Source organism: Actinoplanes missouriensis 431 (assembly GCF_000284295.1).
GTDB classification, from domain to species: Bacteria; Actinomycetota; Actinomycetes; order Mycobacteriales; family Micromonosporaceae; genus Actinoplanes; species Actinoplanes missouriensis.
Window position 1 is genome coordinate 3,669,901 of sequence record NC_017093.1, and the last position, 25,163, is coordinate 3,695,063.

Here is a 25,163-nt window from a genome sequence, read left to right on the forward strand (position 1 = left end):
ACACCCGACCGGGAAGGCCACCGATGCGGTTCTCCATCCGGGACATTCCGTTCAGCTGCCGGGGCTCCTGGTTCGGCATCTCGCCGGTGATCGCCGAGAACACGGTCGCCGACGACCTGCATCTCGTGTCGCACCAGACCGGCATGCACCCGGTCCTGCGGTTCACCCCGTCCGAGCCGGCCGCGGTGACCGCCACCCCGGCGCTGCTGAGCTGGGACGCCGGCGCCGGCCGGATCGAGCTGGCCTACACGACGCCGGACACGGTCCGGATCCGCGGCGACGGGCTGGGCCTGCGGATCGCGGCGGCGGCCGGGACGCTCACCCCGTTCAGCGGCACGTACCTGTACCGGGACCCGGCCGGCGGCTCCGCGGTCTTCACCTCCTACGAGACGGGTCGCCGGTACCGGGTCACGGTGCTGTCCGGGTCGGCGAGCGTCAGCGGCGACGAGGCGCTCGGTGCCGCCGAGCGTGCCGTGACGCTGCCGGCCGGCTCGTGGGAGGTCGCGATCGAGGAGTACGGGACGGGCCGGCCACCGTACGAGGCCGCCGCGACGCCGGATTTCGCCGCGTTCGCCGACGCGGTGGCGCCCTGGCGCAGCGAGCACACCCCGGCTGCCGGACTCGCCGCCTACGTCCTCTGGTCGGCCACCGTGGCCCCGGCCGGCTTCGTCACCCGTCCCGCGGTGCTGATGAGCAAGCACTGGATGGACAAGGTGTGGAGCTGGGACCACTGCTTCACCGCGATGGCGCTCGCCGCCGGTGAGCCGGACCTGGCCCGGGATCAGTTCCAGCTGCCGTTCGACCACCAGGACGCGTCCGGGGCGCTGCCGGACTCGATCACCCACTCGGAGGTCCTCTACAACTTCGTGAAGCCGCCGATCCACGGCTGGGCCCTGCGGCGGATGATGCCGGCCGACCCCGCCGAGCGGGCGAGCGCCTATCAGCGGCTCGTGCGGTGGACGCGGTTCTGGCTCGACGCGCGCCGGGCGCCCGGCGAGGTCCTGCCGCACTACACGCACGGCAACGACAGCGGCTGGGACAACGCCACCACCTTCGACGGCGGCCGGGTGATCCAGAGCGCGGACCTCGCCGCCTTCCTGGTCCTGCAACTGCGCTGCCTCGCCGGGATGAGCGCCGGCGACGAGGCGCAGGAGTGGGAACGGATCGCCGCCGAGGTCCGCGACGCGATGATCCGGGACCTCTGGACGGGCGACCGGTTCGAGGCCCGCGACCCGCGTACGGGGGAGCGCCGGCGCAGTTCCAGCCTTCTCGACCTGATGCCGATCGTCCTCGGTGAGGAGCTGCCGGAGCCGATCGCCGCACGTCTCGCCGAGCAGATCGAGACCCATCTGACCGGGTACGGCCTGGCGACCGAGCCCCTCGATTCACCGCACCACGCGGCCGACGGCTACTGGCGCGGCCCGATCTGGGCGCCGTCGACGGTGCTGATCGAGGACGGGCTGCGCCGGGCCGGTTTCACCGCTCTGGCCGACGAGGTGAGCCGGCGGTTCCGGGCGCTGTGCGAGAAGTCCGGGTTCGCGGAGAACTTCGACGCGCGTACGGGGGAGGGGCTGCGGGACCGCGCCTACACGTGGACGGCCGCCGCCTATCTCGTCCTGGCGAGCGACTACGAGACGCGGCGCGGGGCCGGGCCGGTGCTGGACCGCAACGAGATCGGCGGGCGGTAGAGGCGGTGCCCCGGCGGTGCAGCCGGCCTGGCGATCCGCTCCCGCAGCAGCGCCACGGCCTGCGTGCCCATCTCCTCGACCGGCACGCCGGCGGAGGTGAGCGGCGGGCGGAAGTCCTCCGCCGGCTGCCGGGCCGCGACGCCGGTGACCGAGAAGTCCCGTGGCACGACCAGGCCGGCCGCGTCGAGGGCGCGCCGCATGCCGGGCAGCGCCGCCTCGTTGACGGTGACGATCGCGGTGACCTCCGGGGCGCCGGCGAGCAGCTGCTCCACGCAGGCCTCGCCGGCCGCCGGGTCGTCGCCGCAGCACACGTCGACGCCGGTCAGCCCGCGCCCGGCGATCGCGGCGGTGAACCCGGCCAGCGCGCGGCGGGCCGGGCCGTAACCGGCCGCGACCCGTTCGGCGGACCGGTTGACCAGCGCGACGTGCCGGTGGCCGAGGTCGGCGAGGTGGTCGACGCAGCGGGCGACGAGATTCTCGTAGTCGGCGTCGACCCAGGCCGTGCCGTCCGGCTGCGCGGTACGGCCGATCGTGACGAACGGCAGGTCGCTCCGCTGCAGGCGGGTCACCCGGTCGTCGTCGAGGCGGACCTCCATGAGGATTACGCCGTCGACACGGCGGCCGTCGACGACACGGGTGAACGACCGCTCGTGGTCACCGCCGGAGGGCGACAGCAGCACGTCGAGGTCGGCGCGGGCGGCGGCCTCCACGACGGCGGCGACGAAGTCCAGCTGCATGCCGGTGAGCCGGTCGCCGGCCGGCGGGATGACCAGGCCCAGGGTGTGGGTGCGGCCCTCACGCAGGGCACGGGCGCTGGCGTTCGGCCGGTAGCCGGTCTCGTCGATGACGGCCTGGATACGCCGGCGGGTCTCCTCGGCGACCGGGCGGTTGCCGCTGAGCACGTAGGACACGGTGCTGCGGGAGACGCCCGCCCGCCGGGCGATCTCGCCGATGGTGCTCATGCCGCCCCGCCCGCCGAATCGATTCCGGCAGCGTAGCAATTGCCGCTCAGCCGGCTGCTGGCGACGGTGCCGGGGTGAAGAGGTTGACCAGGGTCCCGTCGGGGTCCCGGAAGAGCAGGGACCGGTTGCCCCACGGCATCGTCGTGGGTTTCTGGACCGGCTCGCCGATCAGCTCGGCGAGCCGGGCGAACTCGGCATCCACGTCGTCGACGCGGAACTCGACGATGGCGGTACGGTTCGCGGCGGGCTCGGCGGAGCCCGCACCGAACAAGCGCACGGTGGCGGTGCTGCCGATCGCCAGCGTGGCGCCCGGCAGGGCGAGCTCGGCGAAATCCGGGGTGTGCCGGCGGGCGGTCCGGCCGGTGACCTGCTCGTAGAAGCCGGTGAGGTTCTCGACCTGGTCGGTGATGATGCGGACCGATGCGAAGTGCACGGTGGTTCTCCTTCGGTGGTGGGGCGATCGAGGAGAACCGTAGAAGTGATACCGGGCAGAATCCGCCCGGTATCACGGCGGCTGAGGTATGACGCGTGACACGTCCCCCGATCGGGTGACAAGCCGCCGGTGCCGATCATCCGAGGTCGCGTCATCGGAGGGGCGATGACGTGCGCCATCGTTGAACGATCGGACAAATCAGAAGGAATCAATGCAACTTGCAACTCTATGCAACCGACTGATTACGGTAAGACACTGTCCCGCAGCGGCGAGCAGGAGGGCGATCATGAACCGTGGTGAGCGACAACTGCAGGACAGACTCGGCACCCGCGAGCGCGCCGACGCCTTCGCGGAACGGCAGACCCTGGACCACCTCAACGACGCGATGTGCCGCTTCATCGGCCGGCAGGAGATGATGTTCGTCGCCACGGCCGACTCCGGCGGCGAGTGCGACAGCACGTTCCGGGCCGGGCCGCCCGGGTTCGTCCGGGTGCTCGACGCCGAGCACGTGAGCTGGCCGGAGTACCGGGGGAACGGCGTGATGGCGAGCCTCGGCAACATCACCGAGAACGGTCACGTCGGGCTGCTCTTCCTCGATTTCCGCGACACGGTGGGGCTGCACCTCAACGGCACCGCCGAGATCGTCGAGGACCCGGACGAGCAGCAGGACACGCCACCCGGGCGGCGGGCCCGGCTGTGGGTGGTGGCCCGGGTGCGGGAGGCCTACATCCACTGTGCGAAACACGTCCCGCACCTGGAGAAGGTCACCGAGCGGCGTGGCCGGCCCGCCGGGAGCGACTACTTCACCGGAACGCCGAGCGGGCGGTCGGTGCGAGGCGCAGCCGCTCGGTCCTGACCACGCCGGACCCGGCGGGCGCCTCGGCGTCGACGTCGGAACGGCTGAACCAGACGAGCGCGTGCTCGCCCTCGCGGACCGGCAGGCGGGGGAAGTTGTTCTCCGCGTACTCGGTGGTGAAGACCGCCACCGCGCCGGGAAGCGCGCCGGCGACCGTGTCGTCGAACGGCCGATCCCGGTACCAGATGGTGGCCTGCAAGGAGGAAGCCGGCGAGCGGGAACCGCGGGCCGACAGGGGTGGGGGCACGAGAGCGCGGAGCAGCAGCACGTCGTCGGAGTCGAGCATCGTGGCGTTCGCCGCCGGCCCGTGCTGCTGCCACACCGGACCGCCGTAGAACTCCGGCAGCGCCCGGCCGCGCGCCGCCATGTCGGGGAAGCCGCGCAGCCAGACGAACATGTCCGGCCGGTCGAGGTCGCGGAACTGGCCGAGCACGGCCATCCCGAGCTCCTCCTGCGACTCCACGAAAGCGGTGTCGAACAGGTCGATCAGCTCGTCCCGGCGGCCCGGACGCATCGTGTACTGCCGCAACTCCACGATCACTCGAGAATCCTCCCCGCTGTCCGGCGCCGTCGCAACGATGTCTATGGCATCGGGGGAGTCGCCGCAACCCCGCCGGGGTAAGCGGTGGCCATGGCTGATCGGATTGTGGACCCCTGGGGTGATCGGACACCGTTCGGAGCGGGCGAGAGCTGGCCGGTGCGGGTGGACCAGCATCTCGCCGCCGGGCTCTCCCCGGCCGACGTCGACAGATGGGTGCAGTCCGCGTCGATCCTCCATTCCAACGGCGACGCCATGGACATCGCGGTCAAAGATCAAAAGATCGCCGGGGTACGGGGGAGAGCCGCCGACCGGGTGAACCGGGGCCGGCTCGATCCGAAGGACCTCTACGGCTGGCAGGCCAACAACAGTCCGGACCGGCTCACCCGGCCGCTGATCCGCCGCGACGGCCGTCTCGTGGAGACCGACTGGGACACCGCGATGGGCCGGATCGTGGAAAGGTCCCGGCAGCTGCTCGACGGTCCCGGCGGGTGGGGCCACTTCGGCTTCTACACCAGCGGGCAGCTGTTCCTGGAGGAGTACTACACGCTCGGCGTGCTCGGCAAGGCCGGCATCGGCACGCCGCACATGGACGGCAACACGCGGCTCTGCACGGCGACCGCGGCGGCTGCGCTCAAGGCCAGCTTCGGCACCGACGGACAGCCCGGATCGTACGCCGATGTGGATTTCTGTGATGCGATAGCGCTGTGGGGGCACAACGTCGCGGAGACGCAGACCGTCCTCTGGATGCGGATGCTCGACCGCCGGCGCGGCCCCAACCCGCCCGCGATGCTGGCCGTCGACCCGCGCGACACGCCGGTGGCGCGCGAGGCCGACGTGCACCTGAGGGTGCGCCCGGGGACGAACCTCGCGCTGGTCAACGGCCTGCTGCGGGAGATCGTCCAGCGCGGGTGGCACGACGACCGGTACATCGGCGAGCACACCATCGGGTTCGACGAACTCAGCCGGACGGTCGAGCCGTACACGCCGGAGCGGGTCGCCGAGATCTGTGACGTGCCGGCCGCCGACGTGGAACGGGCCGCCGAACTGCTCGGCACGGCACAGCGGCTGCTCTCCACCGTGCTGCAGGGCTTCTACCAGTCGAACCAGGCCACCGCGGCGTCCTGCGCGGTGAACAACCTGCACCTGATCCGCGGCATGCTGGGCCGGCCCGGCGCCGGAGTGCTGCAGATGAACGGGCAGCCGACCGCGCAGAACACCCGCGAGACCGGCGCCGACGGCGACCTGCCCGGCCTGCGCAACTGGGACAACCCCGCGCACATCGAGGAGCTGGCCGCACTCTGGAACGTCGACCCCATGACGATCCCGCACTGGTCCCCGCCGACCCACGCCATGCAGATCTGGCGGTACGCGGAACAGGGCTCGATCAAACTGCTCTGGATCTCGGCCACCAATCCGGCCGTCTCACTGCCCGACCTGGCCCGTATCCGGCGGATCCTGGCTCAGGAGGGGCTGTTCGTCGTCGTACAGGATCTGTTCCTGACCGAGACCGCCGAGCTCGCCGACGTGGTGCTGCCCGCCGCGACCTGGGGCGAGAAGACCGGGACGTTCACCAACGCCGACCGGACCGTGCACCTGTCCGAGAAAGCCGTCGACCCGCCCGGTGAGGCCCGCTCCGACCTGGACATCTTCCTGGATTACGCGCGGCGGATGGACTTCCGGGACACCGACGGGGAGCCGCTGATCGGCTGGACCGGGCCGGAGGAGGCGTTCGAGGCGTGGAAGGCCTGCTCGGCCGGGCGGCCCTGCGATTACACCGGCCTCTCCTACGCGCGGCTGCGCGGGGGGAGCGGCATCCCGTGGCCGTGCACCGCCGAGGCGCCCGACGGCACGGAACGGCTCTACTCCGGCGGCCGGTTCAACACCGACCCGGACTACTGCGAGACCTACGGCCAGGACCTGACGACCGGCGCGGAGTTCACCGCCGCGCAGTACCGCGCCAAGGAACCGGGCGGCCGGGCCTTCCTGCACGCCGCCTCCTACGCTCCGTCGCCCGAGGTGCCGAGCGACGAGTACCCGCTGGTGCTGACCACCGGGCGGACCGTCTCCCAGTTCCACACCCGGACCAAGACCAGCCGGGCGCCGGAGCTCGACGCGGCCGCGCCCGAGGTGTGGGTGGAGCTGCATCCGGACGACGCGGCACGGTACGGGATCAGCGACGGTGACCTGGTCGGTCTGTCGTCGCCGCGCGGCGCGATCCAGGCGCCGGCCCGGATCGGCGGCATCCGGCCCGGCACGGTCTTCGTGCCGTTCCACTACGGCTACTTCGACGTCCCGCCGTCCGAGCGGGTGCCCCGCGCGGCGAACGAGCTGACCGTCACCGCCTGGGACCCGGTGTCGAAGCAGCCGATCTTCAAGGTCGCCGCGGTCCGGATCGCTCGCCTGTCGGGAGGCAACTGAGATGCATCTCGCTCACTATCTCGGGCTGCTGCACCGGGCCCAGATCACGCTCGCCGACGCGTTCCGGCAGGTCGGCGCGGCCCATCGGGACGAACCCGACGTGGCGCATCTGTGCGAGCAGCAGGCCCGGGTCTGCGACGGGCACGCCGGGCGGCTGGAACCCTTCGTCCGGCGGTACGCCGAGGAGGCGCCCGAGGAGCCGGACCGGCTGCACTCCGAGTTGTTCCGCGGCACCCGTACCGGGGGCATCGGTCTGCTGCGTGACCTGCAGGATCTGTACCTGATGGCGAACGAGTGCGACATCTGCTGGACGATGGTCGGGCAGGCGGCGCAGGGCGTGCGGGACCGGGACCTGTTCGCGGTGGTGCAGGGGTGCGAGGGGGAGACGACGATCCAGTTGCAGTGGCTGCGCGGCCGGATGAAACAGGCCGCGCCACAGGCGCTGATCGTCGCCGATTGACAGGTAGGGCTGGCCGTACCTTATTGACGGGGGTCAGCGGCAGTTCGCTGCCGGCGCCCGGCTGATTGACTCGGCACATGCCTTTCCACAACAGACTCGGTGCCCTCTGCTGGACCCTCGCGGCGCCCCTCTTCCTCATCGCCAATGTCGTCGTCGGGCTCCGCTGGACGGATCCCGCGTTCAGCTGGGCCACCAACAACGTCAGCGACCTCGGCAACGTCAGCTGTGGTGTCTGGGACACCACCCGGCCCCGGTACGTCTGTTCGCCGTGGCACGACGCGATGAACGTCGCCTTCGTGCTGACCGGGGTCCTGCTCGTCGCCGGGTTCGCGCTGACCTGGCGGCACACCGGTGGCGGGAAGGCCGGGAGCTGGGGGAAGGCGCTCATGCTGCTCGGCGGGGCCGGGCTGGGCCTGGCCGGCGCCTTCCCGGCCGACGTCGACGAGAACCTGCACCTCCTCGCGGCCCTGCTGGTGATCGTGATCGGCAACATCGGGCTGCTGGTGGCCGGGTTCGCCCGGACCGGCACACCGCTGGCCCGGCTGCGGTGGGTCACGCTCGGCCTCGGTGTGCTCGGCACCGCCGGCAGCGTTCTGTTCTTCGCCCAGCAGGGCGCGGGGATCGGTGTCGGCGGCATGGAACGGGTCGCCGTCTTCCCCCTGTCGGCCTGGGCCTGCTACGCCGGAATCCACCTGCTGACCGGCGTGTACCGCAGTCGCGGTAGCCGGAAGAGCCTGCGCCTGGACGGCGGCGTGGGCGGGGCGGGCGCGGCACCATCGGAATCCGGAAGGCGCTGATTCCCGAGCCGGTCGCCGACCACCTCGTGGTTATCGGCCGGGGCCGGCTGCTCGCCGACACCAGCGTGGAGAGCCTGGTCGCGCAGGCGGCCGGCGGTGGCGTGCGGGTGGGAAGCCCGGCCGCCGGGCTGCTGGCGACGCTGCTCGCCGGGCCGGACGTGACGGTCACCGCGGCCGGCGCCGAGCAGCTGGTCGTCTCCGGCCTCACCGCCCGGCAGATCAGCCTGATCGCGGCGGAGCACGGCATCCCGCTGTTCGAGCTCACCGCGCAGACCGTCTCCCTCGAGGAGGCGTTCATGGACCTGACCCGTGAGTCCGTCGAATACACCAGCCACCTGGAGCTCGCCCGATGACGACCACCACGATCGACCCCGTTCGGGTCCGTCCCGCCTACCGGCTGCGCTTCGGCGGGGTTCTCGCGGGGGAGTGGACGAAATTCGCCTCGCTGCGCTCGACCTGGGTCACCACCGGCGTGTCCGCGGTGCTACTGGTCGCGCTCGGCCTGCTCGCGGCCGCGGTCTCGGTCGAGGGGATGGACGCGGTGAGCGTCGCGCTGGCCGGCAGCACGCTGGCGTCACTCGCCGTCGGGGTGCTGGGCGCTCTGATCGGCGCGACTGAGTACACGACGGGCATGGTCCGGGCCACGTTCGTCGCGGTTCCCGGCCGCACGCCGGTGCTCTGGGCCAAGGCGCTTGTCGCGGGCGGGGTGTCGTTCGCCGTGATGACCGCCGGCGCGCTGCTGGCCTTCATGCTCGGCGCGCCGATGCTGGACAGCGGCGTGACGGCGCTGGGGCTCGGCGACGAGGGCGTGCTCCGGGCGCTGGTCGGGGCGGGCGCCTACCTGGGCCTGGTCGCGGTGCTCGGGGTCGCGCTCGGCATGCTGCTGCGGTCGAGTGCCGCCAGCATCGCGGTGCTGGCCGGTGCCCTGCTCATCCTGCCGGGCGTGTTCATGCTGCTGCCGGGTTCGCTGGCCGAGACGCTCTCGCCGTACCTTCCGAGCAACGCCGGCAGTGCGATCATGTCGCTGCAGACGGCGGACGGGTCGCTCGGGCCGTGGGCGGGGCTGGCGGTCTTCGCGGGTTACGTCGTGGTCGCTCTGGGCGCCGCCGCGTACCGCTTGAAGAAGGCCGACGCCTGACGCTTTCCGGTCGCTGACGCCCTCCGGTGGCTGACGCCCTTCGGTCGCTTGACCTGCCCGGTTTCCTGCGCCGTCTTGACGCCCTCGCCGGTCGGCGCCGCCTGACGATCTCGTCAGGCGGCGCCGTGGCGTTTCAGGCCGCGGTGCAGGTCGCGCCGTTCAGGGTGAACGACGTGGGCGCCGGGTTGGCGCCGGTGTGGGTGCCGTTGAAGCCGAAGCTCACCGTGCCACCGGCCGGGAGCGCACCGTTGTAGGACGCGTTCGTGGCGGTGACCTGCGTGCCCGACTGGGTGACGGTCGCCGACCAGCCCTGGGTGACCTTCTGGCCGGCGGGATAGGCGAAGCCGAGCGTCCACCCGTTCAGCGAGGCGGGGCCGTTGGTGATCGTCACGGTGGCGGTGAAGCCGGTGCTCCAGCTGTTCGCGGTGTAGCCGACCCGGCAGCCGGTGGCCGGCGAGACCGGCACCGACGGCGAGACCGAGACCGACGGTGACACCGACACCGACGGAGAGACCGACACCGAGGCTGACGGCGACACCGAGGCCGACGGGGACACCGACGGCGAGACTGAGACCGAGGCCGAGGGGGACGGTGTTGTGCCGACGGGGACCGCGCCCCACACCAGCGCTGATCCGTCCCAGAGCGGCACGCCGGTGTTCGGGCCGGCCGCAGCCTGGTATGACGGGTCGTTCGCCGGGTTCCACACCCCGCCCTCACCCACTCCGATCTTGAGCTGGACCTCCATCCGGTGTGCCGACTGGCCGGCCGGGGCGATCGTGTAGCCGGTGCAGTCCACCTCGACGTACCAGACGTTGCCGGAGTGCTGCCGGGCCGTGGCCGGGCCCGGGCAACCCTGCGTATACGGCGAGCCGACCTGCAACGGCGTCTCGTCGTCGCGGGTGAAGTAGTACCGGAATCGGCCCGCGGTCAGGGCCCGCGCCGGGAACGCCGACTTGTTGTAGACGACCACCTTCACGCCGGTCGAGCGGGTCTCGTTCTGCATGACCGTGGTCTCGACCGACATCTCCGGGATGTCCGGGGTCTCCGCGACCGGGAACCCGCTCAGCGGCGCCCCGCCGAACTCGCCGTAGAGCCGCGCGACAGCCGACGTGAACCCGGCGTTGTAGTCCGTGGCGACCTCGTTCATCACGTAGTCGCCGCGGCTGTCGGTGTACGCGTCGTCCGGCGACGACGGGCCACCCACCAGCGCGCCGTAGAGCACGTGCCGCGTCTCGACCGGCACCTGCTGGCTGTCCCACCAGGAGCCGTGGGCCGTACGGTGATGGGGGTTCTTGGGGGAATCGGCGCCGAACCCGATCACATAGCTGGAGTTCCGCGGGTTGTCGCCGAGCGCATAGTTGATCTGGCGGACCGCGAAGTCGTGATAGCGCTGCTTGCGGGTGGCGTCGCTGAGATGGTCGCTGTGAACGAGCGCGACGAATGCGGTGTTCGCCGCATAGCGCAGCGCGCCCCACGAGTCGACGACCACCATGCCACCCGGCGAGGTGCGCACCTTTTCGCCGTTCACGCCGACGGTGAACCAGTCGAGCCATCGATTCGCGTCATCGAGGTATTTCTGTTTTCCGGTCAGCTGGGAGAGCAGCACATAGTTGCCGTACTGCTTGTTGTCCCAGCTGATCGTCCATTTGTACATCTTGGTGCTGGTCTGGTTCTCGTTGCCCTGTGCGTCGTATCCGGCCTCGGCCTTCGCCAGGTAGGACGTGTCGCCGGTGGCCCGGTGCAGCCAGATCGCGCCCCAGACCAGCTCGTCGGCGTAACCGCTCCAGGACCGGTAGAACGACGTCGCGTCGGTGATGCACTCGTGATAGCTCTTGCGCACCCGGTCGGCGAAGGAATAGAGCTGCTTCGCGTGCGAGAGCAGGGTGTCCGCATAGGCCGCGTCGGTGGTGCGGAAAACCAGCGAGCTCGCTGCCATCGCGGCCGCCGTCTCCGCCGCCAGCTCACTGCCACCACAGCTCGCATCGATTTTGTACGCGGGACGCGCCATCGGCATGACTTCGGCGGGTCCCCACCATTTGTGGTCGTCGTCGCCCTTGCCGACCTGGCCGTAGAGGACGTCCGCGGACGGGTGCGCCTTGATGAAATAGTCGTTCGGGACGCGCAGATTGTTGAGCAGGTGGGTGAGCTGACCGGAGCTCGCGTAGGCGTCCCGGTTCTCCACGGCGCCCCAGGCCAGCATCGTGGTGGTGAACGCCATCGGCAGCCCGAACTTGACGTGGTCGCCGGCGTCGTACCAGCCGCCGGTCAGGTCGAGTCCCTTGTCGGCGCCGTCGGTCATCGCCGAGTCGCCGCGCCAGGAGACCCGGTTCCAGGCGGGTTTCTTGCCGGAGACCTGGGCCTCGTAGAAGAGCAGTGATTTCTGGAGCACTTCGCCGTACCGGTACGGCGCTGCGGCCGCGTCCGAGGGCGATGCCACCCCGACCAGCCCGGCGCCGAGCACGGCAGCGGCGAGGGCAGTGACGAGCTTCTTGATCATGCCGGTCCCACCTCGATAGAGAGTGACCGTCATCGTTACATGGGAGCGCTCCCATTACAATCCTGTCAACGCGGGTTCGCGGCGGACCCCTCGGTGATCAGCAGGAGGACCGTGGTGTCCGGGCGCAGCAGCGGTGACTGCGCCCGGTGCAGGGCACGCAGCGCGGCCAGTGACGCCGCCCCGCACGGACCCGCGTCGACCCCGGCCGCGGTCAGCGCGCGCGCGGCGGCAGCGGCCTCCTCGTCGCCGACCAGGACGCACGCGTCCAGTCCCCGGTGGATGAGAGGCCAGGCCAGCGACGACACGGTCCCGCAGTTCAGCCCGGCCATGCTGGTGAGGCCGGTCGCCACGGTGACCGGACGGCCGGCGCCCACACTGGCGGCGGTGCCGGCCGCGGAGTCCGGCTCCACGCTGACGATCGTGGTCTCCGGTCCGGAACCGCTGCGGTAGTGCGCCAGCGCCGCCTGCAGCAGCGACCCGACGCCGGTCGGCACGACGACCAGACCGGGACTGCCGCCGAGCTGCCCGTCCACCTCGCGGAACAGGGTGGCGTACCCGGCGGCGATCCAGGCGGGCACGTCCTCGTAGCCCTCCCAGGCGGTGTCCTGGACGAGCAGGCCGTGCTCGGCGCGGGACGCCGTCGTGACGGCGTCGTCGTAGTCGCCGGGCACGTGGACGACGGTGGCGCCCTCGTCCCGGATCGCCTGGACGGCGTCCGGGTGCACCCCGTCCGGCACGTAGATCTCGGCACGGTGGCCGAACTGCTTCGCGAAGTGGGCGACCGCGCGGCCGTGGTTGCCGTCGGTGGCGGTGATCAGCGTGACCGGTCCGTCCGGCGTGCGGTCGCGGAGGGCTCGATGGATGGCCCAGGACGCGCCGAGGGCCTTGAACGCGGGGAGGCCCAGCCGGCTCGACTCGTCCTTGGCGACGACCCGGCCCGTACCGGATGGATGTGCCGGATCAGGCAGGTCCACCAGTCGCGTCGGGGCATATCCGGGCAGGCCGCGGTGGAAGGCGAGCGCCTCCGGGGGAGGGGAGGCACAGGTCCAGGCCGGGTCGCGGTTCGGATTGACGACGATGGTCACGGGGTCTCCAACACGGTGCGTACCAGGTTCACGTAGTAGCCGACGCCGGTGTCCAGGGCGTCGTCGTCGAAGTCGTAGTCGGGGCTGTGCAGCGAGGCGCCGCCGCCGTTGCCGATCAGCGCGAAGCACCCGGGCACCACCCGCAGGAACGCGCCGAAGTCCTCACTGGCGGTCCACGGCGTGACATCGCCGTCGACGTTCTCGTCACCGACGGTCAGCCGGGCCGCGGTCAGCGCGGCGGCGACCGCGGAGGGATCGTTCACCGTCGCCTCGAACTCGTGGGTGTAGGTCACCTCGCACCTCGCCCCGTGCGCCGCGCCGATGCCGGCGGCCACCTCGCGGATCCGCCGCTCCAGCAGCTCGCGGACCTCGGGTGTGAAGCTGCGGGTGTCGCCGCGCAGCACCACCCGGCCGGGGATCGCGTTGCGCGCCCCGTCGGTGGTGATCTCGGTGAGCGAGAGGACCGCGGGCTCGGCGGGGTCGATCGTGCGCGCCACCACGGTCTGCAGCGCGAGCACGATCTCGGCGGCGATCGGGATCGGGTCGATCACCATCTGCGGGCGGGCGGCGTGCCCGCCCCGGCCGATCACCCGGATCTCGAAGTTGTCCTCGGCGGCCATCAGCGGGCCGGGCCGGGTGGCGATCCGGCCGAGGGCCTGGCCGGGCATGGTGTGCAGGCCGAAGATCGCGTCCATCGGGAACCGCTGGAACAGCCCGTCCGCGATCATCGCCGCCGCGCCGAGCCCGTGCTCCTCGGCGGGCTGGAAGACGAAGTGCACGGTTCCCGCGAAGCCGCCCTCGGCGGCCAGCCGTCGCGCGGCGCCGAGGACCATCGCCATGTGACCGTCGTGGCCGCAGGCGTGCATGACGCCGTCGTTCTCCGATCGGTACGGCCGTTCCCCGCGCTCGGTCAGCGGCAACCCGTCCATGTCGGCCCGCAGCCCGATCGCCCCGCCGGTCCCGCGGCGCAGCGTGCCGACCAGTCCGGTGCCGCCGACCCCGCGGGTGACCTCCACGCCGATCTCGCGCAGCGCCGCGGCCAGGTAATCGCCGGTCCGGTGCTCGCGCAGTCCCAGCTCGGGGATCCGGTGCAGATCGTGCCGCCAGCGGCGCACCGACGCGCTCACGCCATCACCTCGTCGAGCGCGAGGTCGTCCCACAGGTGGTCCCGGTTGATCCGCACGATTGTCATTCCGCACCTCCGTCATCACCCTCATGGTGGTGCGACGTGTGTGTCCAGCGAATGTTTTCGAGCGGTATCGTTCGGCTGGACCGAACGATAGCCGGAGGCGTGATGCTGGACCTGCACCGGTTGCGCCTGCTGCGGGAGCTGGCGCATCGCGGCACGCTCACCGCGGTGGCGCAGGCGCTCTCCTACAGCCCGTCCACGGTCTCCCAGCAACTGTCCCAGCTCGAGGCCGAGGCCGGCGCCGTGCTGCTGGAACACGTCGGGCGGCGGGTCCGGCTCACCCCGCAGGCGCACATCCTGGTCGCCTGCGCCGAGCAGGTCCTGGAGCAGCTGGAGCAGGCGCAGGCCGACGTCGCCGCCCTCGCCGCCGAGGTGGCCGGCGTGGTCCGGGTCGCCGCCTTCCAGACCGCGGCGCTCACGCTGCTCCCGGCCGCGATCACCACGCTGGCCGGCCGTCACCCCCGGCTGCGGGTCCACCTCATCCAGGCCGAGCCGGAGCAGGCGCTGCCGGCCCTGCTCGCCCGCGAGTTCGACCTGGTCATCGCCGAGGAGTACCCGGAGCAGCCGCAGCCCCGCGCGGCCCACGCGGAGAGCGAGGAGCTGCTCGCCGACCCGATCCGGCTGGTCCACCCCCGCGCGGTGCACACACCCCGGAACCGGAGCGCCCTCACGCTGCTCGCGGGCCATCCGTGGGTGATGGAACCGGTCGGCTCGGCCTCGCGGGCATGGGCGGCGGCCGTCTGCCGCACGGCGGGCTTCGAACCGGAGGTACGGTACGAGACCAGTGACCTGATCCTGCAACGGCGCCTGGTCGAGGCCGGTCACGCGGCCGCCTTCCTGCCCGACCTGATCTGGAACGGGCGGCGTCCGACCGTACCCACGAGGCCCCTGCCCACGACGCAGGCCCGCCGGCGCGTCGTCACCACCGTGCGCCGCGGTCACGCCGGCCACCCGATCATCGTGGCGCTGCGGGCCGCGCTGGCCGAGGCGGCGTGAACCCCTACGGCGTGCGGGTGCCGCCGGAGGAGGTGAGCAGGGCGTCCGCCACCAGGGCGGCGTCGGCGTCGGCCGGGGCGGACGGGTACTCCGGGAGCAGGTCGTCCCAGACCGGCAGCCAGGAGCCCCAGAGCTGGGCCTGGCCCTCGGGACGGGCGAAGAACCACAGGTGCAGGTGGGCCGCGCCGTCGCCGAAGCGGTACATGTGGGCGCGGGCGATGTGCGGCAACTCCTGCATGTGCCGGACGATGCGGGCGCCCAGCAGGCCCATCTCGGCGGCCATCTCGTCGGGCAGGTCGGCCAGGTCGTGGTGGTCGCGGGGGTAGAGCATCAGGACCAGCGGCACCCCGGCACCGGGGATCCGGGCCAGCCGCCAGCGCTCGTTGAACCAGATGCCCTCGTCCCGGTCCCCGCAGATGCGGCACTCGGCGGGGTCCTCGCCGTGCCGCGGGGTTTCGGGCAGCACCGGCGGGCGGAACGGGACGACGCGGAGCCCGTCCTGTTCGAACGGGCTGATCTCCCAGCCCGTCATGCGGGACAGCGGTAGCCGGTGCTCGCCGTCGGTGGCGGCGAGCGCGTGCTGGTGGAACTCGTCCGGTGTCAATGCCATGATCGCAGACTAGTCAGCGTGATCCACGGTCATAACTGCTGCTCCAGCTGCTCCAGACCGGTCCTGATCAGCCTGCCGTAGTCGTCGTCGGCCAGCGCGCCGAGACCCGCCCGCGCCAGCTCGACGTGCTCGCGGGCGCGGGCCCGGTCGCCCAGTTTGAGATGGCAGCCGGCCAGGTTGAGGTGCAGCGACGGGTAGAGCGCGGCGACCGGCATCGGCACGCCGGCCTCCGCCAGCCGGTCGTCGGTGAGCGCGCCGGTCGCGGTCAGTGCCCGCTGATCCCAGAGCAATTCCTGGTACGGGTCGGCCTGCACGTCGGCCATCGCATGGGCGAGCACGCTGACGTGCAGCGGATCGCCCCGTTCGCCGCCGATCTCGGTCCAGATCGCGGTGAACAGGTCGCGGGCGGCGTCGGGCCGGCCCTGACGGTGGTGCAGATCCAGGCCGTGGGCGATGCGGTCCATCGTGGAATCGGCGGCCATGGGAGTCACGGTATCCGCCGCGAGGGGGAAGGCGGGTGTCCATCGGTGGCCGGCTTTGCGATCATGCTGCGGTGCGGGTTGTGTTGCTGGGTCCGGTCGCGGTGTCGTCGGACGACGGGGAGCCGGTCGGCATCCCGGGTGCCCGGCTGCGGATGCTGCTGGCCAGGCTCGCCCTGGACGCGGGCCGGCCGGTGCACGCCGACACCCTGGTCGACGACCTGTGGGGCGAGCAGCCGCCGTCCGGGGCGGTCGCGGCGCTGCAGGGCCTGGTCTCCCGGCTGCGCCGGGTGCTCGGCGGGAGCGGCTCGGTCGACTTCACGGCCGGCGGGTACCGGCTGCGGGCGCGCCCGGAGGACGTCGACGCGCACCGGTTCGAGGAGCTGGCCGCCACCGGCCGCCGCGAGCTCGCGGCCGGACGCGCCGCGGAGGCCGCGTCCGCGCTGAGCGCCGCCGAGGCCCTGTGGCGGGGCACCCCGCTCGCCGACATCCTGGACGCGCCGTTCGCCCGCAACGCCGCGACCCGGCTGGACGAGCTGCACGCCGCCGCCGTGGAGGACCGCTGCGACGCGGAGCTGCGGCTCGGCCGGCACGCCGGGGTGCTGGCCGACCTCGCCGCGGCCGCCGGCGAGCGCCCGCTCAGCGAGCGGCTCGCCATGCTGCGGATGCGGGCGCTGTCGGCCGCCGGGCGGCAGTCCGACGCGCTCGCCGTCTACGAGGAGATCCGCGCCCGGCTCGGTGACGAGCTCGGCGTCGACCCGTCAGCCGACCTGCGCGAGGTCCATCTCTCACTGCTCCGCGGCGAGCTGGAACGGCCCGCCGCGCCGGCCGTCGAGGTGACGCCGAGCCGGCTGCCCGCGGACGTGACGAGCTTCGTCGGCCGCGAGGACGAGCTGAGCCGGATCGCCCGGCTGTTGAGCGCCGCCCGGCTGGTCACCATCGTCGGGCCGGGCGGTGCCGGCAAGTCCCGGCTGTCGCTGGAGGCGGCCCGGCGGGACCCGGCGTACCGGGAGGGCCGGGTGTGGTTCGTGCCGCTGGCCGCGCTCAGCGACCCGGACCAGCTCGCCGACGCCGTCCTCGGCGTGGTCGGCTCCGCGCACGGCCGGCTCTACGACAGCGGGCAGCCGGCCGAGGCGATCGACCGGCTCGCCGAGCTGCTCGACGTCGGCGACGCCCTGCTCATGCTGGACAACTGCGAGCACCTGGTGGAGGCCGCCGCGCAGCTCGCCGACGGGCTGCTCGGCCGGCTGGCGCAACTGCGGATCCTGGCCACCAGCCGGGAGCCGCTCGCGATCACCGGGGAGGCGCTGTGCCACCTCGGGCCGCTGTCGCTGCCGGCCGGGGAGCCGGACCTCGTCACCGCGGCCGAGGCGGCGGCCGTGCGGCTCTTCGTCGACCGGGCCGCCGGTGTCCGGCCGGGCTTCGCGCTGGGCGAGACCACCGTCGACGCCGTGGTGGAGATCTGCTGGCGGCTGGACGGGATGCCGCTCGCCCTGGAGCTGGCCGCGGTGAAGCTGCGCTCGATGGACGTCGAGCAGGTGGTGCGGCGCCTCGACGACCGGTTCCGGCTGCTGACCTCGGGCAGCCGGGCCGCGATGCCGCGCCAGCGGACCCTGCTCGCGATGGTCGAGTGGAGCTGGGACCTGCTCGACGAGCCGGAACGGGTCCTGGCCCGGCGGCTGTCGGTGTTCCCCGGCGGGGCGAGCCTCACCGCGCTGGAGGCGGTCTGCACCGACGCGCGGCTGCCGGTCCGGGACGTGCTCTACGTGGTGGACTCGCTGGTGGAGAAGTCCCTGGTGCAGCAGGTGGGCGGGCGCTATCGGATGCTGGAGACGGTCCGGGCGTACGGGGCGGAGCGGCTGGTGGAGTCCGGCGACGACGTGACGACCCGGTTCGCGGACTACTTTTTGGCGCTGGCGGAGGAGCAGGAGCCGCTCCTGCGTACCCGTGCGCAATTGAAGGCCTTCGCGGTTTTCGACGCGGAACTGGACAACATCACGGCGGCGCTGCGCACGGCGCTGGAAGCCCGGGACGCCGCGCGGACGTACCGGTTCGTGAAGGCCCTGTTCTGGTACTGGGCGAACCGGGGGCTGAACGGGCAGCTGGAGACGTTCCTGGGCGCGCTCTCCGAGCTGGGCGACGCGGCGCCGGCGGAGGCGCACCGGGCCGTCGAGCTGGTGCGGTCCGCGTTCCGCGCGCAGGAGGTCCACCCGGCCCGGCTGCTCTGGATCTCCCATCAGGCGTTCGCGCCGGACGCCGCCGACCTCGGCGAGGACCGGTTCCGGCAGGCGCTCACCGCGCCCGACCCGTGGGTACGGGCCAGCGCGAACTGGGCGCACAACTTCATGCTCGTCGAGCAGGGCGTCCTCGATCGTGGCGCGGCGGCCCGGGAGGAGGCGCTGCGCGGTTTCGAGGAGGCCGGCGACCGCTGGGGCCTGGTCATGAGCCTGCTCGCGATCGGCCGGGTGCCGTCGCTGCGCGGCGATTACCCCACCTCGATCGCCGCGTTCGAACGCGCGGTCGCGACCAGCGCCGAGCTCGGCACCGAGGACTACCTCTACTGGACCAGGAACCGGCTGGCACGCGAGCGGATGCGGGCCGGCGACCTGGACGGCGCGTGGCGTGACCTGCGGGCCATGCAGGACCGGGCGGAGAAACTCGGGCAGCGGCGGCGGTCGGCGGCGATCCTGTTCAGCGTGGCCGGCTGGCAGCGGCGGGCCGGTGACCTGGACGCCGCGGAACGGACCCTGGACCTGCTGGAGACCCGGGTGCACCGGCTGCCGTACCCGGAACAGATGGCCCGGGATCTGATCGCCGGGACCCGGCTGATGAACCGGCTGGCGGCCGGCGCCGCCACCGAGGCCCGGGAGTTGCTGCCGCACGGGGTGCGGCCGAGCGTCACCCGCAACCAGAGCAACGGCCTGGCCTGGGCCGCCGAGCAGCTCGGCGAGCTGCTGGCGCTGGAGGGCCGGCCGGTCGACGCGGCCATCGCGCTGGGCTGGAGCGAGGCGATCCGGGGCGCGTTCGACCACGGTGAGCCGGTCCTCACGGCACTGACCGAGGGCCTCGTCGAGGCCCTCGGTCTCCCGGAGTACCGGCGTGCCTATCAGCAGGGCGCCCGGGTTCCCCGGCCCGAGGCGCTGGACCTGCTGGTCGGGCATTTCATCGAGGGTCGCGGCGGAACACCGACGCCGACCAGAAGTAGCCCAGGACGGTGAGGACCAGGCACCAGCCGACCGCGAGCCAGCCGTTGGCGCCGATCCCGGTGCCGAGCAGCAGGCCGCGCAGCGTCTCGATGGCCGGGGTGAACGGCTGGTACTCGGCGATCGGCTGGAACCAGCCGGGCATCGAGTCGACCGGGACGAACGCGCTGGACAGCAGCGGCAGCAGGATCAGCGGCAGCGCGTTGTTGCTGGCCGCCTCGGCGTTCGGGCTGACCAGGCCCATGCCCACGGCGATCCAGGTGAGCGCCAGCGAGAAGATCGCCAGCAGCCCGAACGCGGCGAGCCACTCCAGGGCCGTGGCGTCGACCGATCGGAAGCCGATCGCCACCGCGACCGCGCCGACCAGGACCACGCTCGCCACCGACTGCAGGACGCTGCCGGCGACGTGCCCGACCAGCACCGACGGCCGGTGGATCGGCATCGTGCGGAACCGGGCGATGATGCCCTCGGTCATGTCCATGGCGACCGAGACCGCGGTGCCGACCACGGTGCTGCCGACGGTCATCAGCAGCAGCCCGGGCACCAGATAGGCCAGGTACGCGGTCCGGTCCGGCGCGCCGCCGGTGATGCCCACGCTGAACGTGTCGCCGAAGATGTAGACGAACAGCAGCAGCAACATGATCGGCGTGAGCAGCAGGTTCAATGTCAGCGAGGGATATCGCCGCGCGTGCAGGAGATTGCGGCGCAGCATGATGGACGAGTCGCGGACGGCGAGGGTGAGGGTACTCATCGGACAACCTCCACGGACTGGTCGGCGGGCTGGCCGGCGGACTGGCCGGCGGGCTTGCTGGTCAGGGCGAAGAACACGTCGTCGAGGTCGGGGGTGTGCACGGTCAGCTCGTCGGCCTCGATGCCGGCCGCGTCCAGCCGGTCCAGGACGGCCCGCAGCTGACGCTGGCTGCCGTCGCTGGCGACCTGCAGCGCCAGCGCCTCGTCGTCCCGGTGCGCGTCGGGCAGTGCCGCGCCGGCGTGGCGATAGCCTTCCGGGTCGGTGAACCGCAGCTGCACGTGACCGCCGGGAACGAGCCGTTTCAGCTGCTCGGCGGTGCCCTCCGCGACGATCTTGCCGTGGTTGAGCACGGCGATCCGGTCGGCGAGCTCGTCGGCCTCCTCCAGGTACTGGGTGGTCAGGAAGACCGTGACGCCGTCCGTGACCAGCTGCCGGATGATCTGCCACATGTTGTGCCGGCTGCGCGGGTCCAGGCCGGTGGTCGGCTCGTCCAGGAAGATGATGCGCGGGCTCCCGACCAGCGTCATCGCGATGTCGAGACGCCGTTTCATGCCCCCGGAGTAGGTGGACGCCGGCTTGCCCGCCGCGTCGGCCAGGTCGAAACGCGCCAGCAGTTCGGCGGCGATGCGCCGGCCCTCCTGCTTGGAGAGATGGTGCAGGTCCGCCATGAGCAGCATGTTCTCCTCGCCGGTGATCAGACCGTCGACGGCGGAGAACTGCCCGGTCACCCCGATCGCGGCGCGGACCGCCTGCCCGCCGGTGGACAGGTCGTGCCCGCCCACGCTGATCTCACCGCCGTCGGGCGAGATCAGCGTGGAGAGGATCTTCACGGCGGTGGTCTTGCCGGCCCCGTTCGGGCCGAGAAGAGAAAAGATCGTTCCTTCCGGTACGGCCAGATCGATGCCGTCCAGCACGACCTTGTCCCCGTATGACTTGCGCAGCTCGCTCGCTGCGATGGCCAGGTTCGTCATGAGTCGCTCCCGTTATGGCAGAGGCTGCGGAGGAGTGTCAGAGGCTGCGGGCGACGATGTCGCCGTACGCGGTGGTGGCCTTGATGGCGAGTTCGGTGGTGCCGTCGTTGCGGAGGCTGTTGGTGATCCGGCCGTAGGAGGTGCCGGCGTCGAGCGCGGCGGAGACGCCCCGGGCGGCGCCGACCGTGATCGCTCCGGCCTGGGTGGACAGCACGACCGTGCCGCCGGTCGCCTCGGTGATCCGGATGTCGCCCTTGCTGGCGCTGATCTCCGCCGACCCGGTGAGCCGGCCGACCGTGACATCACCGGCGGCGACCGTGACGCGGGCGCTGCCCGCCTCGGCGATGCCGACCGTGGCCTGCGCGGCCTCGACGGTGACGTCGGCGAGCCGTCCCTCGGTCTCGAACCGGGCGTCCGCCGCCTTCACCGTGAGCCGCGAGCCGGCCGGCAGCTGGACGATGAGCTCGATGTATCCGGCGCCGCCGAGGATCCGGTCACGGGCGGCGGTGTTCTCGACGCGCAGGACGCCGTCGTCGTACCGGATGGTGGTCTCCTCGGCGGCCTTGACGTCGCGGCTCTTGCCGGGATCCGCCGGGGCGATCTCCACGGTGGTGCCGACGCGGTCGGCGGCGACGAACCGGATGTGCCCGGCCGGGATGTCGAGGACGGCGGCGATCGGGGCGGTGGTGTCGAACGTGTGCATGTGATGTCTCCTCAGTGAGCCGCTTGGTGAGGAGAACTGTGACGGGGAGCGCTGATGCGGCTCTGACAGCGCGCTGACACGACCGCTCAGCCGGTGTCAACGGATGTCACCGGGTCCCGTCCGGCTGACAGCCGTTTGGGGCGGCGCGCGGCGGGCACACCGATGTCATGGGTTTCATGGACAAGGCGAAGGATTTCGCGGACGACCACGACAAGCAGGTCGACCAGGGCATCGAGAAGGCCGGTGACCAGGTCGACGAGCGTACCGGCCAGAAGTACTCAGGGCAGGTCGACAAGGGTGTGGACGCGGCACAGCAGCGCACCGGAGCCGGCGACACCCAGCAGTGAGGTTCTCCTACCGCCAGTGAGCTTTCATCACTGCCAGGGCCGCAGGCAGTAGGTGACCATGTCGAGTCGATGGGCGGGGTCCGCGAGGGCCTTGCCCATCACGGCGTGCACCTGCTGACCCGCGGCGATGGCCTGCAGCACCCCGATCACCTGATCGATCGGGGTCTCCGGGCGCAGCGTACCGTCGTCGACCGCCTCGCCCAGGTGCCGGCGCATCAGCTCGCCCCAGTGGACGCCGACGTCGAGCCAGGTGGCCGCGATCCGGTCGTTGGCGGCGAGCCGCCCCCAGAAGCCGACGACCACGTAGGCCTCGTCGAAGGTCTCCTTCTGCAGCGGCAGGATCTCCCGGAACATCGCGTAGAGCGCGTCCAGCCCGCGCCGACCGGCGGTGGCGGACGCGATCCGGCCGTTCGTACGGTCGACGATGCGCTGATAGGCGCCGGCCGCGACCGCGTCGAAGCCGTCGAAGTAGTGCCAGAGCGTGCCGACACCGACGCCGAGCTCGGCCGCGATGGCGCGGCTGGTGGCCGCGGGCAGCCCGTCGCGGGCGACCACCGTCAGGTACGCCTCGACGATCTCGGCGCGCCGCTGGTCGTGGTTCACGATCTTGGGCATGCCGAGAGGCTACTCGGATGCGATCACGACGCCCTTCCGCTTCGGCAGCCGGCGGACGGGGCCGGCTGCCGAAGCGGGCCGGGTTACGGCTGCAGGGGCAGGATCGCGCAGGTCGACGGGGCCGGCAGGCCCGCCAGCCGCAGCCCCAGCCAGTCGATCGCCGGACCCTGGTCGGTGAGCAGCGGCCCGAAGTGGTTGATCAGCGGGCTGACGGTCCTCGGCAGGCTGACCGGGGCGTAGACGACCTTGCCGCCGCGGCCGCACCAGTCGGCTGCCATGGTGCGGGCCTGGCCGTGCGGCACCAGGTTGTCGTTGACGCCCGTCGCCACGCGCACCACACCCGCCGGTTTGCGCTCGCCGATCCGCTGCGCCTCCAGGTACCCCCGCAACTCCGGCTCGGCATCGATGATCTGGGAGACGGGCTGACCGGTCGTCGTCCATCCGGTGGTGCGCTTGCCGGCGTACCCGAAGATCGCATCCCCGACGCACATGGTGGAAAGGTTCTTGAGAGCGGCCCGGCCGGCGTCGTTGAGATAGGCGTCGAGCAGGTCCCGCAGGGCCGGCTGGGACTGGACGAACCCGTTGACCGACCAGCCCAGCGCGCCCATCAGCTCACTGCCGTCGATCGCCTCGGTGACCTCGGCCAGGTCGGCCGGCGGGGCGCCCGCGTAGGTCGCCTTCAGCGGGATCTCCGGCGCGTACGAGGCGAGCAGCTCGGCCGCCGACGCGACGGCGCCGCCACCCTGGCTGTACCCGTAGAAGCCGACCGCGGACTTCGCGGTGATCGAGGTGCCGGGCAGCGCGGTGGCGGCCCGGGCGGCGTCCAGCACGGCGTGGCCGGAGTCGACCCGGTTCACGTACGTGTGCAGCCGGTCGGTCGTACCCAGCCCGGGGTAGTCGGTCTGCACGACGGCGATGCCCTTGGCGAGAAGGCGGTACATGGCGAGGATCTCGTAGCCGATCGAGACCGTGAACTGATCCTTCTCCAGCCCGAGGATCAGGCCGCGCTGCAGGGCGAGCGAGGTGGAGCACTGGTCGCCCTGACCCATCGTGCCGGGCGCGAGGACGACCAGCGGCCGGGCGCCGGGGCCCTTCCAGGCGGCGGCCGGTTCGAGGTAGGCGCCGGTGACGGCTACCGGGCCGCCGGTGGAGTCGGTGGACTTGTACATGATCCGGGTGGCGCGGCCGGGCAGTGTGCCGGTGATGCCGGGCAGGGACAGCGCCAGGGGGAGCGGTTCGGTGCGGACCAGCGCGCCGTTGGCTGCCGGGAGCGTGGTGGGCGGGGTGTAGAAGGCGGGAATCGTGACGCCGCGCGAGACGACAGGGTCGCCGTTGGCGGCGTTGGCGGCGTTGGCGGCGTTGATGGCGTTGGCGGTGAGCGCGGCGCTGTGCGGCGCGGCGTGGGCGGATGCGGCGGGGAGAGGGGCTAGTGCGGCGGCGGTTGTGGCGCTGACCAGCGCGGCGAGGATGCGGGAACGTGCGGGCATTGCGGCCTCCGGGGTGGCTCGGCGACGCAGTTACCGGACGGTAACCAGGCGTACCGAGACATTCCAGGGCTTTCATTTCTCACTCCGGCGGCCGGCGGTCGCGATCGGCTCGTTGGCGGATGCTCAACTGCACTGAGCGCCGGCTGGTCCGGCCGGCGCTCAGTGCAGTGCGGGGAGCATTGGCGACCGGCCGGACCGGCTGGTGGTGAGTGTTGTGCGGGGAGCGCTGGCGACCGGCCGGACCGGCTGGTGGTGAGTGCTGGCGCGAACCGCTGCGGACAGCACTGTTAACCAGCCCGCCTCGCCCGGCTGGTTAACAGTGCTGCTGAGCGCCCGTTTTGTCCGCACTGAGCGCCAGCCCACCCTCGACTTCCACGATCCACAACCCCCGCCGGCCGCGACCGCGCCCGCCGTCACGGCGGCGGCGAGGGTGCCGTCACGGCTGCAAGCCGACCGCCGCCTGAAACGACCCGTCCATCTCGAACGGCACCGACTCGTGCTCATGCACCACTACCCAGCGCCCCCCGACCCGCCGCAACCCCAGCGTCACCCGGAACCACATCGTGAACCCCTGCTCCGCACCCAGGGGAGTCGCCGACAGGCAGTCGATGCTGGTCGCGAACGCCACATCCCCGTCCACGGTGATCTCCAGCTGGGTCACCTCCCGGCGCGGCGGCTCCCGGAACGTCGCGATCCACGCCTTCAGCGCCGCCGGATCGCGGGCGTCGCCGGGCTGCCGCAGCGGCGGGGCGAGGTTGTATTCGACGATCGTGTCGGCATAGTGCGACAGGACGGCTTCCGCGTCGCCCGTCGACAGCAGGGCGGCTTTGCGTTCGATGACTTCCCGGATCTCGTTCATGACGGGACGTCGAAACCAGCCCCGCCGGTTTCGACATCCGAGCGAAGACATCCCAGTGAAGACATCCAGTGAAGACAT

The 25,163-nt window shown here is 72.0% G+C and carries 24 protein-coding genes; 10 read left to right on the top strand and 14 right to left on the bottom strand.

Annotated elements, in window-relative coordinates; translation table 11 throughout:
- The first annotated feature begins 23 nt into the window (after positions 1-23).
- Complete coding sequence (locus AMIS_RS17220) at positions 24-1,688, top strand: amylo-alpha-1,6-glucosidase (RefSeq protein ID WP_014443618.1); 1,665 nt, start codon at positions 24-26, stop codon at positions 1,686-1,688.
- Here AMIS_RS17220 and AMIS_RS17225 read toward each other — a convergent pair.
- The gene (locus tag AMIS_RS17225) at positions 1,628-2,650 is read right to left on the bottom strand and encodes a LacI family DNA-binding transcriptional regulator (RefSeq protein ID WP_014443619.1); all 1,023 of its coding nucleotides are present in this window, start codon (positions 2,648-2,650) and stop codon (positions 1,628-1,630) included. The two genes, AMIS_RS17220 and AMIS_RS17225, sit on opposite strands and share 61 nt — an antisense overlap.
- A gap of 46 nt (positions 2,651-2,696) precedes the next feature.
- A complete protein-coding gene (locus tag AMIS_RS17230) occupies positions 2,697-3,083 on the bottom strand; it encodes a VOC family protein (RefSeq protein ID WP_014443620.1) in 387 nt (128 codons plus the stop codon).
- Between the two features lie 286 nt (positions 3,084-3,369).
- On the opposite strand from AMIS_RS17230, the gene AMIS_RS17235 reads away from it, so the two are divergent.
- A complete protein-coding gene (locus AMIS_RS17235) occupies positions 3,370-3,939 on the top strand; it encodes a pyridoxamine 5'-phosphate oxidase family protein (RefSeq protein ID WP_157434905.1) in 570 nt (189 codons plus the stop codon).
- Here AMIS_RS17235 and AMIS_RS17240 read toward each other — a convergent pair.
- On the bottom strand, positions 3,887-4,480 hold the full coding sequence (locus AMIS_RS17240; RefSeq protein WP_014443622.1) for an NIPSNAP family protein: 594 nt from the start codon (positions 4,478-4,480) through the stop codon (positions 3,887-3,889). The genes AMIS_RS17235 and AMIS_RS17240 overlap by 53 nt on opposite strands.
- 90 nt (positions 4,481-4,570) lie before the next feature.
- Here AMIS_RS17240 and AMIS_RS17245 point away from each other — a divergent pair, with 90 nt between their 5' ends.
- The 5 genes from AMIS_RS17245 (at position 4,571) to AMIS_RS17265 (ending at position 9,293) form a co-directional block, all read left to right on the top strand.
- Positions 4,571-6,898, top strand: a complete 2,328-nt coding sequence (locus tag AMIS_RS17245) for a molybdopterin oxidoreductase family protein (protein ID WP_014443623.1) — start codon at positions 4,571-4,573, stop codon at positions 6,896-6,898.
- A 1-nt stretch (position 6,899) separates the two neighbouring features.
- Positions 6,900-7,358, top strand: a complete 459-nt coding sequence (locus AMIS_RS17250; RefSeq protein ID WP_014443624.1) for a hypothetical protein — start codon at positions 6,900-6,902, stop codon at positions 7,356-7,358.
- A gap of 77 nt (positions 7,359-7,435) precedes the next feature.
- Positions 7,436-8,155 carry a DUF998 domain-containing protein gene (locus tag AMIS_RS17255; protein WP_014443625.1) on the top strand — a complete coding sequence of 240 codons (720 nt, stop codon included), beginning with the start codon at positions 7,436-7,438 and terminating at the stop codon, positions 8,153-8,155.
- 26 nt (positions 8,156-8,181) lie between these two features.
- Positions 8,182-8,508: a hypothetical protein gene (locus AMIS_RS17260; protein ID WP_014443626.1), complete on the top strand. Its 327-nt coding sequence runs from the start codon at positions 8,182-8,184 to the stop codon at positions 8,506-8,508.
- A complete protein-coding gene (locus AMIS_RS17265; RefSeq protein WP_014443627.1) occupies positions 8,505-9,293 on the top strand; it encodes an ABC transporter permease in 789 nt (262 codons plus the stop codon). The genes AMIS_RS17260 and AMIS_RS17265 overlap by 4 nt, the downstream gene beginning before the upstream one ends.
- 133 nt (positions 9,294-9,426) lie before the next feature.
- Here AMIS_RS17265 and AMIS_RS17270 read toward each other — a convergent pair whose 3' ends face one another.
- From AMIS_RS17270 to AMIS_RS17280, 3 genes are read right to left on the bottom strand one after another with little or no spacing between them, the layout of a single operon-like run.
- Positions 9,427-11,823: a glycoside hydrolase family 9 protein gene (locus AMIS_RS17270; protein WP_014443628.1), complete on the bottom strand. Its 2,397-nt coding sequence runs from the start codon at positions 11,821-11,823 to the stop codon at positions 9,427-9,429.
- A gap of 32 nt (positions 11,824-11,855) precedes the next feature.
- Positions 11,856-12,875: a pyridoxal-phosphate dependent enzyme gene (locus AMIS_RS17275; protein ID WP_014443629.1), complete on the bottom strand. Its 1,020-nt coding sequence runs from the start codon at positions 12,873-12,875 to the stop codon at positions 11,856-11,858.
- Complete coding sequence (locus AMIS_RS17280; RefSeq protein WP_041829857.1) at positions 12,872-14,002, bottom strand: amidohydrolase; 1,131 nt, start codon at positions 14,000-14,002, stop codon at positions 12,872-12,874. Before AMIS_RS17280 ends, AMIS_RS17275 begins: the two co-directional genes overlap by 4 nt.
- Before the next feature lie 167 nt (positions 14,003-14,169).
- Here AMIS_RS17280 and AMIS_RS17285 point away from each other — a divergent pair, with 167 nt between their 5' ends.
- Positions 14,170-15,060 carry a LysR substrate-binding domain-containing protein gene (locus AMIS_RS17285; RefSeq protein ID WP_014443631.1) on the top strand — a complete coding sequence of 297 codons (891 nt, stop codon included), beginning with the start codon at positions 14,170-14,172 and terminating at the stop codon, positions 15,058-15,060.
- Between the two features lie 4 nt (positions 15,061-15,064).
- On the opposite strand, the gene AMIS_RS17290 is transcribed toward AMIS_RS17285, so the two are convergent.
- Entirely contained in the window at positions 15,065-15,670 is a 606-nt protein-coding gene (locus AMIS_RS17290; protein ID WP_014443632.1) for a hypothetical protein, read from the bottom strand.
- A 29-nt stretch (positions 15,671-15,699) separates the two neighbouring features.
- Positions 15,700-16,152, bottom strand: a complete 453-nt coding sequence (locus tag AMIS_RS17295) for a hypothetical protein (RefSeq protein ID WP_014443633.1) — start codon at positions 16,150-16,152, stop codon at positions 15,700-15,702.
- A 71-nt stretch (positions 16,153-16,223) separates the two neighbouring features.
- Here AMIS_RS17295 and AMIS_RS17300 point away from each other — a divergent pair, with 71 nt between their 5' ends.
- Positions 16,224-19,367, top strand: coding sequence for an ATP-binding protein (locus tag AMIS_RS17300; RefSeq protein WP_014443634.1), 3,144 nt, complete (start codon positions 16,224-16,226; stop codon positions 19,365-19,367).
- On the opposite strand, the gene AMIS_RS17305 is transcribed toward AMIS_RS17300, so the two are convergent.
- The 3 genes from AMIS_RS17305 to AMIS_RS17315 are packed head-to-tail and all read right to left on the bottom strand — an operon-like array spanning position 19,312 to position 21,777.
- Positions 19,312-20,103 carry an ABC transporter permease gene (locus tag AMIS_RS17305; RefSeq protein ID WP_014443635.1) on the bottom strand — a complete coding sequence of 264 codons (792 nt, stop codon included), beginning with the start codon at positions 20,101-20,103 and terminating at the stop codon, positions 19,312-19,314. The genes AMIS_RS17300 and AMIS_RS17305 overlap by 56 nt on opposite strands.
- Entirely contained in the window at positions 20,100-21,074 is a 975-nt protein-coding gene (locus AMIS_RS17310; protein WP_014443636.1) for a daunorubicin resistance protein DrrA family ABC transporter ATP-binding protein, read from the bottom strand. The genes AMIS_RS17305 and AMIS_RS17310 overlap by 4 nt, the downstream gene beginning before the upstream one ends.
- 37 nt (positions 21,075-21,111) lie before the next feature.
- Positions 21,112-21,777: a DUF4097 family beta strand repeat-containing protein gene (locus tag AMIS_RS17315; RefSeq protein ID WP_014443637.1), complete on the bottom strand. Its 666-nt coding sequence runs from the start codon at positions 21,775-21,777 to the stop codon at positions 21,112-21,114.
- 167 nt (positions 21,778-21,944) lie between these two features.
- Here AMIS_RS17315 and AMIS_RS17320 point away from each other — a divergent pair, with 167 nt between their 5' ends.
- Positions 21,945-22,124, top strand: a complete 180-nt coding sequence (locus tag AMIS_RS17320) for an antitoxin (protein ID WP_014443638.1) — start codon at positions 21,945-21,947, stop codon at positions 22,122-22,124.
- Positions 22,125-22,151: 27 nt separating this feature from the next.
- Here the strand turns inward: AMIS_RS17320 and AMIS_RS17325 are convergent, their stop codons facing one another.
- From AMIS_RS17325 to AMIS_RS17335, 3 genes are all read right to left on the bottom strand, one after another.
- Positions 22,152-22,739, bottom strand: coding sequence for a TetR/AcrR family transcriptional regulator (locus AMIS_RS17325; RefSeq protein WP_014443639.1), 588 nt, complete (start codon positions 22,737-22,739; stop codon positions 22,152-22,154).
- A gap of 83 nt (positions 22,740-22,822) precedes the next feature.
- Positions 22,823-24,226 carry a lipase family protein gene (locus tag AMIS_RS17330; RefSeq protein WP_014443640.1) on the bottom strand — a complete coding sequence of 468 codons (1,404 nt, stop codon included), beginning with the start codon at positions 24,224-24,226 and terminating at the stop codon, positions 22,823-22,825.
- Between the two features lie 436 nt (positions 24,227-24,662).
- Positions 24,663-25,085: a nuclear transport factor 2 family protein gene (locus AMIS_RS17335; RefSeq protein WP_014443641.1), complete on the bottom strand. Its 423-nt coding sequence runs from the start codon at positions 25,083-25,085 to the stop codon at positions 24,663-24,665.
- Positions 25,086-25,163 lie beyond the last annotated feature (78 nt).

Excerpts from the sequence above, each read along its gene's own strand:
- AMIS_RS17290 (WP_014443632.1), bottom strand. The coding sequence starts at position 15,670 with ATGGCATTGACACCGGACGAGTTCCACCAGCACGCGCTCGCCGCCACC.
- AMIS_RS17315 (WP_014443637.1), bottom strand. The coding sequence starts at position 21,777 with ATGCACACGTTCGACACCACCGCCCCGATCGCCGCCGTCCTCGACATC.
- AMIS_RS17270 (WP_014443628.1), bottom strand. The coding sequence starts at position 11,823 with ATGACGGTCACTCTCTATCGAGGTGGGACCGGCATGATCAAGAAGCTC.
- AMIS_RS17285 (WP_014443631.1), top strand. The coding sequence starts at position 14,170 with ATGCTGGACCTGCACCGGTTGCGCCTGCTGCGGGAGCTGGCGCATCGC.
- AMIS_RS17330 (WP_014443640.1), bottom strand. The coding sequence starts at position 24,226 with ATGCCCGCACGTTCCCGCATCCTCGCCGCGCTGGTCAGCGCCACAACC.
- AMIS_RS17235 (WP_157434905.1), top strand. The coding sequence starts at position 3,370 with ATGAACCGTGGTGAGCGACAACTGCAGGACAGACTCGGCACCCGCGAG.
- AMIS_RS17255 (WP_014443625.1), top strand. The coding sequence starts at position 7,436 with ATGCCTTTCCACAACAGACTCGGTGCCCTCTGCTGGACCCTCGCGGCG.
- AMIS_RS17305 (WP_014443635.1), bottom strand. The coding sequence starts at position 20,103 with ATGAGTACCCTCACCCTCGCCGTCCGCGACTCGTCCATCATGCTGCGC.
- AMIS_RS17250 (WP_014443624.1), top strand. The coding sequence starts at position 6,900 with ATGCATCTCGCTCACTATCTCGGGCTGCTGCACCGGGCCCAGATCACG.
- AMIS_RS17295 (WP_014443633.1), bottom strand. The coding sequence starts at position 16,152 with ATGGCCGCCGATTCCACGATGGACCGCATCGCCCACGGCCTGGATCTG.
- AMIS_RS17265 (WP_014443627.1), top strand. The coding sequence starts at position 8,505 with ATGACGACCACCACGATCGACCCCGTTCGGGTCCGTCCCGCCTACCGG.
- AMIS_RS17220 (WP_014443618.1), top strand. The coding sequence starts at position 24 with ATGCGGTTCTCCATCCGGGACATTCCGTTCAGCTGCCGGGGCTCCTGG.
- AMIS_RS17245 (WP_014443623.1), top strand. The coding sequence starts at position 4,571 with ATGGCTGATCGGATTGTGGACCCCTGGGGTGATCGGACACCGTTCGGA.
- AMIS_RS17310 (WP_014443636.1), bottom strand. The coding sequence starts at position 21,074 with ATGACGAACCTGGCCATCGCAGCGAGCGAGCTGCGCAAGTCATACGGG.
- AMIS_RS17335 (WP_014443641.1), bottom strand. The coding sequence starts at position 25,085 with ATGAACGAGATCCGGGAAGTCATCGAACGCAAAGCCGCCCTGCTGTCG.
- AMIS_RS17225 (WP_014443619.1), bottom strand. The coding sequence starts at position 2,650 with ATGAGCACCATCGGCGAGATCGCCCGGCGGGCGGGCGTCTCCCGCAGC.
- AMIS_RS17320 (WP_014443638.1), top strand. The coding sequence starts at position 21,945 with ATGGGTTTCATGGACAAGGCGAAGGATTTCGCGGACGACCACGACAAG.
- AMIS_RS17325 (WP_014443639.1), bottom strand. The coding sequence starts at position 22,739 with ATGCCCAAGATCGTGAACCACGACCAGCGGCGCGCCGAGATCGTCGAG.